Source organism: Vibrio sp. MarTm2, assembly GCF_027587055.1.
In the GTDB taxonomy this organism is placed as follows: domain Bacteria; phylum Pseudomonadota; class Gammaproteobacteria; order Enterobacterales; family Vibrionaceae; genus Vibrio; species Vibrio sinaloensis_D.
In genome coordinates, this window is record NZ_JAPPTK010000010.1 from 161,756 (window position 1) to 174,515 (window position 12,760).

A 12,760-nucleotide genomic window follows, 5' to 3' on the forward strand; every position below is an offset into this window, starting at 1 on the left:
TTATTGATCCTTCAACCAGTTTTCCATGCTCATTAGCGATTCATGCGCAGTAAGATCTACCTGCAAAGGTGTGACAGACACAAACCCTTGATCGACCGCGTAAAAATCCGTTCCTTCACCGGCATCTTGCTCTTTTCCAGGAGGACCAAGCCAGTATATATCATGACCTCGAGGGTCTTGCTGCTTAATCATCGCTTCCGCGTGATGTCGAGCACCTAAACGAGTAACAGCGATACCTTTTAATTCATCAAAAGGAAGGTCTGGCACATTAATATTGAGCAGTCGATTGGTCGGGATCGGTTTTGCTAGGTGTTGTTCCACAATATGCCGGGCAATCTTGCCAGCACTTGCGAAGTTCTGCTTACCCACCAATGAGAAAGCAACAGCTTGAACACCGAGAAAATGGCCTTCCATTGCCGCCGCGACGGTGCCCGAATAGAGAACATCATCGCCAAGATTTGCGCCATGGTTGATACCGGACAACACCAAGTCCGGCAAATCGTCTTTCATTAGCTCATTCAACGCAAAGTGCACGCAATCGGTCGGCGTTCCCTGAACAGAGAACACACCATCCGCAATTTCATTCACGCGCAGCGGTTGCTCTAACGTCAGTGAATTGGACGCACCCGAACGATTTCGGTCTGGCGCGACAATCGTCACATCAGCGATGTCATTTAAGCTCTCAGCCAAAGCGTGAATGCCTTGAGCATGTACGCCGTCGTCATTACTGAGAAGAACTTTCAGTTTTTTCTCACCCATTAGTAAACTCGTTCAACTTCTATCTCATTAACTAACTCACGAACAATGGAAGTCGCAAAACACCCTGCATCCAAAGAAAATTGTAGAGTGACGCAGTCATTTTCCGTTTGCCAAGAGAAATCTTGCGCTTTTAACGATATGGCTCGGCGATCGTGACGCATGCGGTTGCCTCGGATCAGCGCCATTAGATCCGGTTCTGCGTCCAAGTGCGGCTGCTCCAATTCAAGAGCCTGAGCTTGCGTTGGAAGTGCGTTGTCACCTGCCATTGCTGCGGTAAGCTCAGCGTTGCCTGCAAGCAATGTACGGTTTACCTCATCAAGAGCATTTTCCTCAACTTGAACCAGAGACGTTGGAGTCTGGACCAAATCGCCGATGATGGCTTGGTTGAAGACGCCTTGCTCAATACGCGCAGAGACAATTCGGTTGAAAATCCACGAGCGGGCCGCAGATAACAACATACTGCGTTTGTTTTGGTTGCGAGTACGGACATTTTCTTTGCCCCAGCGTCTTGCTTCTTCAATATTATTGCCTTGGTTACCAAAACGTTGGCTACCAAAATAGTTAGGAACGCCGGTTTGGGCTATCGATTCTAGACGCTTCACAACATCGTCGACATCACTCACTTCCGATAATGTAACCACGAACTGGTTGCCCGCTAACTCCCCCGGACGCAGCTTTTTGTTGTGTCTTGTCGTCTCGAGAATTTCGATACTTGGGTATTGCGCGTGGAAAGCACTGAAGTCTGGCGTGTCGCCTTTAGGCAGATGGATACTTAACCACTGCTCCGTCACGGCATGGCGATCTTTCAATCCGGCCCAGCTGACGTCTTTCGATTTTACGCCGCATGCCTTCGCAAGCTCATTCGCCACAAAACTGGTGTTCTCACCGGTTTTACGAACCCGTACCATGAGGTGCTCACCACTGCCTGTAAACTCATAACCCAGCACTTCGTTAACCTGGAAGTGCTCTGGTTGCGCTTTAATTTTTGCCGTAGCTGTCGGTTTACCATTGAGGTAAGCCAGTGAAGATAAGATATCTGACATAATGTTTTCCATTACACGCCGCCTATTCACTTAAGAATAGACGGCGTGTAACTGAGTTATTTTTTAATAAGTAATACGACCGCTTCTGTCGCGATGCCTTCTTTGCGTCCTGTAAAACCAAGACGCTCCGTAGTGGTGGCTTTTACATTGACGTTACCGATGTCGGTTTCTAAGTCCTGAGCGATCACTTGGCACATTGCTTCAATATATGGTGCCATTTTCGGCGCTTGAGCCATTATTGTGATGTCCGCATTCCCCAGCACGTAGCCTTTTTCTTTCACTCGACGATACACGTCTCGCAGCAACGCTCGGCTATCTGCGCCTTTCCATTTATCATCAGTATCAGGGAAGTGACGACCAATATCCCCTTCCGCAATGGCGCCGAGTAGTGCGTCAGACAGTGCATGCAATGCAACGTCACCGTCTGAGTGAGCGATAAGACCTTGTTCATAAGGAAGTGCTACGCCACCAATAATGACGGGCCCTTCACCACCAAACTTGTGTACGTCAAAGCCATGACCAATTCGAATCATACGTTATCCTTTATTTCGCGTTAGATAAAACTCTGCAAGTGCCAAATCTTCTGGTTGGGTTATTTTTATATTCTCGGCACTCCCCTTCACTAGCGCAGGAGATTCTCCTAACCATTCCAGTGCTGAGGCTTCGTCAGTAATCGCTACTCCTTCAGATAAAGCTGAAGTGAGGGCATGAGTCAATTGCTCAGTTTTAAACATTTGTGGAGTTAAAGCATGCCACAAAGCTTCTCTTTCTACCGTGTGTTCAATGGTTTGTTGAGCATTCGCTCGTTTCATCGTATCTCTCACTGGAGCGGCGAGTATTGCGCCGCAACCATGATGGAGTGACTGTGCTATGAGTTGATCAATATCCGTCAAGCTGACACAAGGGCGCGCCGCATCGTGCACCATCACCCATGTTGAAAGCTGGTGCTCACAGACATAGTTCAAACCAGACAGTACCGAGTCTGCCCGCTCTTTGCCTCCCGCGACGGTAATCACGTCTTGTCGCTGGCTAAGCGCCAATGTCGGGTAGTATGGGTCACCCTCACTAATGGCGACAATAACGCGGGTAATCAAAGGGTGAGACAGAAGCTTTTCAACAGTATGTTCTAATACGGTTTTGCCATGAATAGTGAGATACTGCTTAGGGCGGTCAGCTTGCATTCGGCTACCGACGCCAGCGGCAGGCACGATGGCAACCATGGCCGTAGGGGCGAGATCGGACACTTAGTCATCCTCTCCTATAATACGATAGAAAGTCTCCCCTTCTTTAATCATGCCAAGTTCATGTCGAGCACGCTCTTCAATGGCATCTAAACCTTGGCGCAAGTCGTCGATTTCAGCAAACATTTCATTGTTGCGAGTCTGCAAGTTTCCGTTCACTTGATGTTGAACTTCAATGTCGGCGTTCACCAGTTGGAAATCAGAAATGCCGTTCTTACCAAACCACAGTTCGAATTGCAGCCAGCCTAAAATGATAAGAAGTGTGAGTGCAAAAATTCGCATAAACAATGATTCAAAGAAGAGGGATAAAGAAAGACCACATATATACCACAATGTCACACGGTGCGCGAGATTGGGCGATGTGGTCCTTATTGAATTAAGATTTGGGCTCTACACTACGACATCATTAAAAAGCCGAACAAGCCAACGCCTAGAATCAATCGATAAATGACAAAAGGTGTCATCCCCATACGAGAAATCAGCTTCAAGAAGAAATGAATACATAGGTACGCACTAACAAATGAGGTGATGATCCCCGTCATCAAGAAACCAAAATGAATCGGCTCTCCGCTCGTCACCAGTTTTAAACCTAAGTAACCACCCGCGAGTAAGATGATTGGAATCGACATTAAAAACGAGAACCGTGCGGCTGCTTCACGGGTAAAACCGAGATACAGCGCGGCAGTAATCGTTGCTCCAGAGCGTGACGTCCCTGGGATAAGCGCCATTGCTTGCGCTAAACCGACAAACAACGCTTTCTTCCAATCTGCTTGATATTCATCCGCGACAAGTTTCGCGTTTCTATCGACGTACCAAAGCAGCAGACCAAAAATGATGGTCGTCGTCGCTATCACCCAAGCACTGCGTAAATACAGTTCAATGAAATCTTTTAGGAACAAACCCAGTAAACAGGCTGGGATAGTTGCGATAACAATCATCCACGCAAACTTGGCTTCTTTGCTTCGGTCACCTTTAAAGATAGAGCCAAAAAACGCGCCCAGTAACGTCACGACTTCTTTACGGAAGTAGATCATAACAGCGGCCAATGTACCCACATGTACCGCAACATCGAACGCAAGCCCTTGGTCTTCCCAACCCAACACTGCCGAAGGCAAGATAAGGTGGGCAGAGCTAGAAATAGGCAAAAACTCAGTCAGGCCTTGAATCAACGCGAGTAAGAAGGCTTCAATATAACTCATTAGAATCTCTTAAAATTTGTGGTTAAACCATAGAGGAACCGGCACCAGTGCAGTGTCAAACGTCGACTGTTGCCAAATTTGTTTGATGCTTCGACCATCTTGGGGAACCACTCGTGCGGGGCACAGCTCGACAAGGGGCTTAAGGACAAAAGCATACTTAAATATGTCGCTACGAGGTAGCTCAGGTTGAGCGTCAGACACCACATCACCAAATAAAATGATATCGAGATCCAACGTGCGCGGTTCATATTTTGCCGCGTTTTCAGCTCGGCCCCATTTGAGCTCAATTTGGCGAAGTTGTCGCGAGAATTCCGCCAAATCTAACGTTGTTTTCATTTCTACGACAAGGTTGTAAAACGGGTGGCTTTCAAAGTCGACGGCTTCGCATTCAAAAATGGTCGAGAGACGCAGTTCATGGCCTAACGCGCTAAGCTCATCAATAGCCGCTTGAATATGCTTACGTTTTTCAATGTTAGAACCAATGCCAACGTAAGCCGTTATCATGCAGCGCCTCGCTCGATGATAACGCCAACACCTTTTGCTTGAGGGACGGCACCTGGCTTGGTTAAACGAATTTTAATCCACGGCACGTTAAATCGGGTCATGATTAGGTCGGCAATCTCTTCTGCTACTCGCTCAACTAAAAGGAATCGCCCGCCTTCTATATGGGCTAATACAGCGCCGCTCACCTCGGCATAATCCAAAGCATCAACCACATCGTCACTTTTCCCTGCAGGGCGATTGTCGTGAGCCATCTCGATATCAAGCACCAATTTTTGCTTTATTTCTTGTTCCCAATCGTAAACACCAATTGTGGTAATTACTTCTAGCTGCTCGATAAATACCTTATCCATGCGTTTTTCCTTTAGAGGTCGGATACCCAATTTTGACAAAAAGAATTACTATTCCTGTGCCCAAACCATTATTGTTGAGGTTGGCAAGGTCGATATAATATCAATTAGTTGCCTGACAAACACCTCAAAAGACGAGTTAACTTGATATGACACCACTAGCACTTGTTATGATCATCATTGCCTATTTATTAGGCTCGATATCGAGTGCCGTTTTGATCTGCCGAATGCTTCGTCTTCCTGATCCTCGTAAAATGGGCTCCAACAATCCTGGAGCGACAAACGTATTGCGTATCGGGGGGAAAAAAGCCGCCGCCGCAGTTCTGCTTTGTGACATGTTAAAGGGAACCATTCCTGTCTGGAGTGGTTTTTTCTTGGGTATCGACCCTGTGATTTTAGGTGTCATCGCGATTGCGGCTTGTTTAGGTCACATGTATCCGCTTTTCTTTCATTTTAAAGGCGGAAAAGGGGTTGCGACAGCGCTCGGAGCTATCGCGCCGATAGGTTTAGATTTTACCGCTATGGTAATCGCCACTTGGTTAGCGGTCGCACTGGTTTTTCGCTACTCGTCGCTCGCAGCAATTGTCACCGTGTTACTCGCTCCTCTCTACACTTGGATGATTAAGCCCCAATACACCTTACCCGTGGCGATGTTGTGTTGTCTGATTGTATTTAGACATCACCAAAACATCCGTCGGTTGCTAGATGGATCTGAACCCAAAATTGGCGAGAAGAAACAAGAATTAAATAAGGCCTCGCAATGAGGCCTTATTGATTTGATACTGTTCGTTATTTCGCATGCTTGTCTAAAAAGACCTTAAGCATATCCGTGACAAACTCCGCTTGTTCTAGGTTGGAGATATGACCGGCTTGTGGTATTTCAACCAATTGCGACCCTGAGATAGTGTCATGCATAAGGTATGACTCAAGCACTGGTCTAGGTATATCTTCTTGCCCCACAGCCACTAATACTGGCAACGCAAACTTCTCGATATCTTCCGTTTGGTCTCGGCGACCAAATACCATTCGGCCTACTCGAGCGGTTTCGACCGCGGCTTCACCCGTTAAACCCGTCAGCTTAGAACGAAACAGACGTACTAACTCAGGATTATCTTGCTCAACATTACGGGCAAAAAACAGCGGAGTGACGGCTTCAACAATTGGTTCAGGAATCATTTTTGCGGTGCTAATTGCATCTAACATACCAAAGTATTTAGCGTGCGTAACTTCAGGCTCTAAACCAACAAAGGTATCCATTAATACCAAAGACGTTACACGTGATGGCACGAGTGAAACCACTTCACAGCCCCACATGCCCCCAACCGACAGACCGACAAGAGAAAACTGCTCTACATCAAGATGGTCCATCAGAGCGACAATTTGCTTCGCGTAATCGCCGAGTGAACGAGTCTGCTCTGGTGCGGCATCCGATCCGCCGTGAGCCCAAAGCTCAGGAACAATACAACGGTAATGTTGACTCAGCGCTTCGACTTGAGGGGCCCACATGGCACTATCCCAAAGGTAGCTGTGACCAAAAACAACAACAGGGCCAGTGCCCACATCTAGATACGCCATTTCTCGGCCATCTATCAAAAATCTTTCCATGGTGTTATCCACTACTATTTTTATTCAGCCCGATCTTACCATCAGTAATTCTATTAACAGCTCGGAACACTTAGACTGCCACAAAACAAAAAGGCCGCCATAATGAGCGACCTTATTGATTGTTAGAGATCGTTAGTTGATCGGATCCAATTGATCAATGGGCCAACGAGGCTTGGCTTGTACAGAAAGATCCGCGACTTCACCGTTTTTCAAACGCTGCATGCCTGCGTAAGCAATCATGGCACCATTGTCGGTGCAGAATTCTGTACGAGGATAATAAACTTCCCCACCAATTTTCTTGGCCAACTGCTCTAAATCTGCACGTAAGCGACGGTTTGCACTCACGCCACCAGCGATAACAATACGTTTAAAGCCCGTTTGCTCTAATGCGCGCTTACACTTAATGGTTAACGTCGCACACACCGCTTCTTCAAACGCTAGAGCAATATCGGCTCGAGTTTGCTCATCATCACCATTGGCAGCGATAGTATTGGCAGTGAACGTCTTCAAACCAGAAAAGCTCATATCAAGTCCAGGACGATCTGTCATTGGACGAGGAAACTTAAATCGGCCTGGCGTGCCTTTTTCAGCCAGTTTAGAAAGGAGCGGTCCACCAGGGTAATCCAAACCCATTAGTTTCGCCGTTTTATCAAACGCTTCACCCGCCGCATCATCAATTGACTCACCTAGGATGGTGTATTCGCCAATCCCTTTCACTTCCACCATCATCGAGTGCCCACCAGAAACAAGCACCGCGACAAATGGGAATGGCGGAGGGTTGTCTTCTAACATTGGTGCCAGCAAATGTCCTTCCATATGATGAACAGGAACGGCCGGAATATCCCATGCATACGCAATACTACGACCGATCGTGGCACCAACGAGCAGAGCACCAACTAGACCCGGGCCAGCTGTATAAGCGATACCATCAATATCCTTCGGTGTAAGATTGGCCTCTGTCATCGCCGCTTTAATCAGAGGAATGGTCTTCTTAACGTGGTCACGAGAAGCCAACTCAGGAACCACACCGCCATAGTCTGCGTGCAGTTTTACCTGGCTATACAGTTGATGGGAAAGCAATCCTTTCTCATCATCATAAATTGCAATGCCTGTCTCATCACAAGAGGTTTCGATACCGATAATACGCATGGGTTACCTAGGATGTATTTGTCTAAAATTCAAAATTGGCGCAATATTACCGCGCCTTTGGCTTGCAAACAAATTTTGTGCAAACTGTACTCAACAAAACGCTTTACAAAGGCTATGTGATCGGATTAAAATTCCGCACCATTTTTGATCAAGCTGGTTTGAGACCGAACATCAGTGTTTGGCTCACTAACGTTCCAGCATTAACGAATTAACCCCTGAGGTGAAAGGCATATGCCAGTAGTTAAAGTACGTGAAAACGAACCGTTCGACGTTGCTCTACGTCGTTTCAAACGCTCTTGCGAAAAAGCAGGTATCCTTTCTGAAGTGCGTCGTCGTGAGCACTACGAAAAACCAACTACAGTTCGCAAACGCGCTAAAGCAGCAGCTCAAAAGCGTCACGCTAAGAAGCTAGCTCGCGAAAACGCTCGTCGCGTTCGCCTGTACTAATAACTAAGTCCTAAAGGATTATAGTTATGGCTCTTATTGACACGCTCAAAGAAGAGCAAAAATTAGCGATGAAAGCCAAGGACAAATTGCGCCTTGGCACTATCCGTTTAGCTCTGTCTGCTATTAAGCAACGTGAAGTCGACGAACAGATTGCTCTGAATGACGACGACATTCTTGCTGTGCTGACAAAAATGGTTAAACAACGTCGCGACTCTGTTACGCAATTTGAAGCTGCTGGTCGTCAAGATCTAGCAGACGCTGAGAAAGCTGAAATTACTGTACTTGAGGAATTTATGCCTCAACCGCTGACTGAAGATGAAGTCGCTGCACTAGTAGAAAGTGCAATTGCTGAATCAGGTGCTGCGGGCATGCAAGACATGGGTAAAGTAATGGGTGTTCTTAAGCCACAAATTCAAGGGCGTGCAGACATGGGTAAAGTAAGTGGTTTAGTTCGCGCTAAGCTGGCTTAATTACCCAACCCAAATTGCAGCAAGCCGTGCTATCCTCTGGAACGCACGGCTTGTTTGTATCTAGCCCTTTTCCATGGTTATTGCGTTTTTCTAAGGTTTTATGGCAGGACATATCCCTCGCAGCTTTATTGATGATCTACTTGCTCGACTTGATATTGTCGACATCATTGACGCACGAGTAAAACTTAAGAAAAAAGGCAAAAACTACGGTGCCTGTTGCCCATTCCACAACGAGAAAACCCCTTCGTTCAGCGTAAGCCAAGAGAAGCAGTTTTATCACTGTTTTGGTTGTGGCGTGCACGGCAATGCCATCGATTTCTTGATGGAATATGAACGCCTAGAGTTTGTTGAAGCGATTGAAGAACTCGCTTCATTTCTTGGTTTAGATGTTCCAAGAGAGCAGCGCCAAGGTGGCGGTTTTCAGTCCAATCAGCCCCAAGCGAGTACAGCGCAAAAACGTACTCTGTATGATCTTATGGGCAGTATTGCTCAGTTCTATCGCGATCAACTTAAGCAATCATCAAGTAAGATCGCCATCGAATACCTAAAAGATCGTGGCCTATCTGGCGAGATCGTACAAAAATTCGGTATCGGTTACGTGGCTGACGAATGGGATCTGGTCCGTAAGAATTTTGGGCAACAGCAACAAACGCAGGAAATGCTCGTCTCCGGCGGTATGCTGATCGAAAACGACAAGGGCAATCGTTATGATCGTTTTCGTGGTCGAGTCATGTTCCCCATTCGAGATCGCCGAGGCCGGGTGATCGGCTTTGGTGGCCGAGTAATTGGTGATGGCACACCAAAGTACTTAAACTCACCAGAAACCCCTATCTTCCATAAAGGCAAAGAGCTCTACGGCCTATATGAAGTGATGCAAGCCCATCGCGAGCCAAGTCAGATCTTGGTGGTTGAAGGCTATATGGATGTGGTTGCTTTGGCTCAATATGGAGTGGACTACTCGGTCGCATCACTGGGCACATCAACAACGGGCGATCATATTCAGCTGCTATTCCGGCAAACGAACACTGTGGTGTGTTGTTACGATGGTGACCGAGCGGGGAAAGAAGCGGCATGGCGCGCTCTGGAAAATGCTCTTCAGTATTTGAAAACAGGCAATACGCTAAAGTTCCTATTTTTACCCGATGGTGAAGATCCGGACAGCTATGTAAGAAAGTTTGGTAAACAAGCTTTCGAGCAACAAATAGAACAGGCAACACCGCTCTCTAGCTACCTATTTGACAACTTAATCGAGATCCACCGATTAAACTTAGGAACCAATGAGGGTAAATCAGCGTTGAGGGCTCACGCCAGCGCCCTGATCGATAAGATCCCAGATCCGTATTTCCAAGAGTTACTAGAAAAACTACTCGATGAGCGCACCGGTTTTGACAACCGACTTCGTCAACCTCGTAAAAAGCAGGTAGAAAGTCGACCTCAGCCTCACAAAGAGATCAAGCGCACACCAATGCGAGAAGTGATCGCTTTGCTTATCCAAAATCCGAGCTATGCTCAAATGGTACCCGATCTCTCAACTGTGAGAGAGTTGACAGTACCAGGGTTAAGTTTATTTGTCGAAGTGCTTGAATATTGTCACTCGCATCCCAATATAACAACGGGCCAGTTGATAGAACATTGGCGCAATAGCAGCCATGAGGCTCTACTATCTCGTCTCGCAGGGTGGGAAATCCCCCTCGACGATGACAACGAACAAGATATATTTTTAGACTCATTGGACAAAATTCTTGCCCAGTGCGTTGAAAAACAAATTGAAAACCTGCAGGCCAAAGAAAGAAGTGTCGGTTTATCAACCGAAGAAAGAAGGGAGCTGCTAGCGCTCATGCTAGATTTAAAAGCGTAACCCTGTTCGAATAGTCAGCAATCAATTAATTTGTTATTATGTGTGGTTTGCAACTCGCATACTAATTCCTTCACCAGATACTAAGTTGGATACCGTCTATGGATCAAAATCCGCAGTCACAGCTAAAGCAACTTGTCCTTAAAGGCAAGGAACAAGGCTATCTGACCTACGCAGAAGTAAACGACCACCTACCAGCAGAAATCGTAGATTCTGAGCAGGTAGAAGATATCATTCAGATGATCAATGACATGGGTATCCGTGTTGTTGAGACCGCGCCTGATGCGGATGATCTAGCGCTGAATGACGATGAAACCATCACCGATGAAGATGCAGCAGAAGCTGCAGCAGCGGCACTTTCAAGCGTTGAAAACGAGATTGGCCGCACTACAGACCCAGTACGTATGTACATGCGTGAAATGGGTACTGTGGAGCTTCTGACTCGTGAAGGTGAGATCGATATCGCGAAGCGCATTGAAGATGGTATTAACCAAGTTCAAAACGCTGTCGCAGAATATCCTGGCACTATCCCGTACATTCTCGAGCAGTTTGACAAAGTTCAGGCAGAAGAACTTCGTCTAACTGACCTTATCACAGGCTTCGTTGACCCAGATGCCGATGAAACCGCAGCCCCTACTGCAACGCACATCGGTTCTGAGCTCGCTGAATCTGATCTCGAAGATGAAGACGCTGAAGATGAGGATGAAGAAGACGAAGAGTCTGAAGACGAAGATTCCGAAGAAGATACAGGCATCGACCCTGAATTTGCTCTAGAGAAATTCACAGCACTTCGTAATACGTTCCAAAATTACCAGCTTGCGTGCAACGAGTACGGCAATGAAAGCCCGAAAGCAACCGTTGCTCACGAAATGGTCATTGACGTATTCAAAGAATTCCGTCTAACACCAAAGCAATTCGACTACCTTGTTGACGAACTACGTACCTCAATGGAACGTGTACGTACTCAAGAGCGTCTGATCATGAGGGCTTCGGTTGAATACGGCAAAATGCCTAAGAAATCGTTCATTGCCCTATTTAGTGGTAACGAATCAAGTGACGCTTGGTTAGATGAAATTCTTGCATCAGACAAACCGTACGCAGATAAAATCCGTCGTAGCGAAGACGACATTCGTCGCTCAATCGCTAAGCTGAAGATCATTGAAGAAGAGACGTCACTGACAGTTCAAAACATCAAAGATATCAGCCGTCGTATGTCGATTGGTGAAGCGAAAGCTCGCCGCGCGAAGAAAGAGATGGTAGAAGCGAACTTGCGTCTTGTAATCTCTATCGCGAAGAAATACACCAACCGTGGTCTACAGTTCTTGGATCTGATCCAAGAAGGTAACATCGGTCTGATGAAAGCGGTTGATAAGTTTGAATACCGTCGTGGTTACAAGTTCTCGACTTACGCAACGTGGTGGATCCGTCAGGCAATCACACGCTCGATTGCAGACCAAGCACGTACGATTCGTATTCCGGTACACATGATCGAAACGATCAACAAGCTAAACCGTATCTCTCGTCAAATGCTACAAGAGATGGGTCGTGAACCGCTACCGGAAGAGCTGGCAGAGCGCATGCAAATGCCAGAAGACAAGATCCGTAAAGTACTGAAGATCGCGAAAGAGCCAATCTCAATGGAGACACCAATCGGTGATGACGAAGATTCGCATCTAGGTGATTTCATCGAAGATACAACGCTTGAGCTACCACTAGACTCTGCGACTGCAGGCAGCCTAAAAGTAGCGACTAAAGACGTTCTTGCTGGTCTTACTCCGCGTGAAGCGAAAGTTCTTCGTATGCGTTTCGGTATTGATATGAATACTGACCATACTCTTGAAGAAGTGGGCAAGCAGTTTGACGTTACACGTGAACGTATCCGTCAGATCGAAGCGAAAGCACTACGTAAACTTCGTCACCCTAGCCGCTCAGAAACTCTGCGCAGCTTCCTAGACGAATAATTGCGGAACCAACCGTTAATGATTAAAAGGTGAGCAACAGCTCACCTTTTTTGTATTGAACTGATTTAAGTGAATAAAAACTAAGCGCATTTAGCCACCCCACTGGCTAGACAGCGAGATCGGCTTCCCCTATAATCATTGCCCTATACGGCCCCTTAGCTCAGTGGTTAGAGCAGTCGA

General features: G+C 46.8%; 15 protein-coding genes. 5 read left to right on the forward strand and 10 right to left on the reverse strand.

Annotated features, from left to right (window positions below; genetic code table 11):
* The 8 genes from surE to folB form a co-directional block, all read right to left on the reverse strand.
* Positions 1 to 759, reverse strand: a complete 759-nt coding sequence (gene surE, locus OH458_RS17360) for a 5'/3'-nucleotidase SurE (protein ID WP_005476467.1) — start codon at positions 757 to 759, stop codon at positions 1 to 3.
* Entirely contained in the window at positions 759 to 1,802 is a 1,044-nt protein-coding gene (truD, locus tag OH458_RS17365; RefSeq protein WP_269979255.1) for a tRNA pseudouridine(13) synthase TruD, read from the reverse strand. Before truD ends, surE begins: the two co-directional genes overlap by 1 nt.
* 56 nt (positions 1,803 to 1,858) lie before the next feature.
* Positions 1,859 to 2,335 (reverse strand): 2-C-methyl-D-erythritol 2,4-cyclodiphosphate synthase, encoded by a 477-nt coding sequence (gene ispF, locus OH458_RS17370; RefSeq protein ID WP_269979256.1) that lies wholly within the window; start codon positions 2,333 to 2,335, stop codon positions 1,859 to 1,861.
* 3 nt (positions 2,336 to 2,338) lie between these two features.
* Positions 2,339 to 3,022, reverse strand: coding sequence for a 2-C-methyl-D-erythritol 4-phosphate cytidylyltransferase (gene ispD, locus OH458_RS17375; RefSeq protein WP_269979265.1), 684 nt, complete (start codon positions 3,020 to 3,022; stop codon positions 2,339 to 2,341).
* Between the two features lie 24 nt (positions 3,023 to 3,046).
* A complete protein-coding gene (gene ftsB / locus OH458_RS17380; RefSeq protein ID WP_038137671.1) occupies positions 3,047 to 3,325 on the reverse strand; it encodes a cell division protein FtsB in 279 nt (92 codons plus the stop codon).
* Between the two features lie 113 nt (positions 3,326 to 3,438).
* Positions 3,439 to 4,242: an undecaprenyl-diphosphate phosphatase gene (locus OH458_RS17385; RefSeq protein WP_038137674.1), complete on the reverse strand. Its 804-nt coding sequence runs from the start codon at positions 4,240 to 4,242 to the stop codon at positions 3,439 to 3,441.
* Positions 4,243 to 4,251: 9 nt separating this feature from the next.
* Complete coding sequence (folK, locus tag OH458_RS17390; RefSeq protein ID WP_269979257.1) at positions 4,252 to 4,746, reverse strand: 2-amino-4-hydroxy-6-hydroxymethyldihydropteridine diphosphokinase; 495 nt, start codon at positions 4,744 to 4,746, stop codon at positions 4,252 to 4,254.
* Positions 4,743 to 5,096 (reverse strand): bifunctional dihydroneopterin aldolase/7,8-dihydroneopterin epimerase, encoded by a 354-nt coding sequence (folB, locus tag OH458_RS17395; protein WP_038191337.1) that lies wholly within the window; start codon positions 5,094 to 5,096, stop codon positions 4,743 to 4,745. The genes folK and folB overlap by 4 nt, the downstream gene beginning before the upstream one ends.
* Before the next feature lie 146 nt (positions 5,097 to 5,242).
* Between folB and plsY the strand changes: the two genes are divergently transcribed.
* Positions 5,243 to 5,857 carry a glycerol-3-phosphate 1-O-acyltransferase PlsY gene (plsY, locus tag OH458_RS17400; protein WP_038137680.1) on the forward strand — a complete coding sequence of 205 codons (615 nt, stop codon included), beginning with the start codon at positions 5,243 to 5,245 and terminating at the stop codon, positions 5,855 to 5,857.
* A gap of 25 nt (positions 5,858 to 5,882) precedes the next feature.
* On the opposite strand, the gene OH458_RS17405 is transcribed toward plsY, so the two are convergent.
* Positions 5,883 to 6,698: an alpha/beta fold hydrolase gene (locus OH458_RS17405; RefSeq protein WP_269979258.1), complete on the reverse strand. Its 816-nt coding sequence runs from the start codon at positions 6,696 to 6,698 to the stop codon at positions 5,883 to 5,885.
* 132 nt (positions 6,699 to 6,830) lie between these two features.
* Positions 6,831 to 7,847, reverse strand: a complete 1,017-nt coding sequence (tsaD, locus tag OH458_RS17410) for a tRNA (adenosine(37)-N6)-threonylcarbamoyltransferase complex transferase subunit TsaD (RefSeq protein ID WP_269979259.1) — start codon at positions 7,845 to 7,847, stop codon at positions 6,831 to 6,833.
* Positions 7,848 to 8,078: 231 nt separating this feature from the next.
* On the opposite strand from tsaD, the gene rpsU reads away from it, so the two are divergent.
* The 4 genes from rpsU to rpoD all read left to right on the forward strand — a co-directional run bounded on the left by rpsU (position 8,079) and on the right by rpoD (position 12,580).
* Complete coding sequence (gene rpsU, locus OH458_RS17415) at positions 8,079 to 8,294, forward strand: 30S ribosomal protein S21 (protein ID WP_001145625.1); 216 nt, start codon at positions 8,079 to 8,081, stop codon at positions 8,292 to 8,294.
* 26 nt (positions 8,295 to 8,320) lie between these two features.
* Positions 8,321 to 8,764, forward strand: a complete 444-nt coding sequence (locus OH458_RS17420; protein WP_269979260.1) for a GatB/YqeY domain-containing protein — start codon at positions 8,321 to 8,323, stop codon at positions 8,762 to 8,764.
* A gap of 100 nt (positions 8,765 to 8,864) precedes the next feature.
* A complete protein-coding gene (gene dnaG / locus OH458_RS17425; RefSeq protein WP_038214537.1) occupies positions 8,865 to 10,622 on the forward strand; it encodes a DNA primase in 1,758 nt (585 codons plus the stop codon).
* A gap of 98 nt (positions 10,623 to 10,720) precedes the next feature.
* Positions 10,721 to 12,580, forward strand: a complete 1,860-nt coding sequence (gene rpoD / locus OH458_RS17430; RefSeq protein WP_269979261.1) for an RNA polymerase sigma factor RpoD — start codon at positions 10,721 to 10,723, stop codon at positions 12,578 to 12,580.
* Positions 12,581 to 12,760 lie beyond the last annotated feature (180 nt).

Excerpts from the sequence above, each read along its gene's own strand:
- ftsB (WP_038137671.1), bottom strand. The coding sequence starts at position 3,325 with ATGCGAATTTTTGCACTCACACTTCTTATCATTTTAGGCTGGCTGCAA.
- folB (WP_038191337.1), bottom strand. The coding sequence starts at position 5,096 with ATGGATAAGGTATTTATCGAGCAGCTAGAAGTAATTACCACAATTGGT.
- truD (WP_269979255.1), bottom strand. The coding sequence starts at position 1,802 with ATGTCAGATATCTTATCTTCACTGGCTTACCTCAATGGTAAACCGACA.
- rpoD (WP_269979261.1), top strand. The coding sequence starts at position 10,721 with ATGGATCAAAATCCGCAGTCACAGCTAAAGCAACTTGTCCTTAAAGGC.
- surE (WP_005476467.1), bottom strand. The coding sequence starts at position 759 with ATGGGTGAGAAAAAACTGAAAGTTCTTCTCAGTAATGACGACGGCGTA.
- OH458_RS17420 (WP_269979260.1), top strand. The coding sequence starts at position 8,321 with ATGGCTCTTATTGACACGCTCAAAGAAGAGCAAAAATTAGCGATGAAA.
- dnaG (WP_038214537.1), top strand. The coding sequence starts at position 8,865 with ATGGCAGGACATATCCCTCGCAGCTTTATTGATGATCTACTTGCTCGA.
- plsY (WP_038137680.1), top strand. The coding sequence starts at position 5,243 with ATGACACCACTAGCACTTGTTATGATCATCATTGCCTATTTATTAGGC.
- OH458_RS17385 (WP_038137674.1), bottom strand. The coding sequence starts at position 4,242 with ATGAGTTATATTGAAGCCTTCTTACTCGCGTTGATTCAAGGCCTGACT.
- tsaD (WP_269979259.1), bottom strand. The coding sequence starts at position 7,847 with ATGCGTATTATCGGTATCGAAACCTCTTGTGATGAGACAGGCATTGCA.
- OH458_RS17405 (WP_269979258.1), bottom strand. The coding sequence starts at position 6,698 with ATGGAAAGATTTTTGATAGATGGCCGAGAAATGGCGTATCTAGATGTG.
- ispD (WP_269979265.1), bottom strand. The coding sequence starts at position 3,022 with ATGGTTGCCATCGTGCCTGCCGCTGGCGTCGGTAGCCGAATGCAAGCT.
- rpsU (WP_001145625.1), top strand. The coding sequence starts at position 8,079 with ATGCCAGTAGTTAAAGTACGTGAAAACGAACCGTTCGACGTTGCTCTA.
- folK (WP_269979257.1), bottom strand. The coding sequence starts at position 4,746 with ATGATAACGGCTTACGTTGGCATTGGTTCTAACATTGAAAAACGTAAG.
- ispF (WP_269979256.1), bottom strand. The coding sequence starts at position 2,335 with ATGATTCGAATTGGTCATGGCTTTGACGTACACAAGTTTGGTGGTGAA.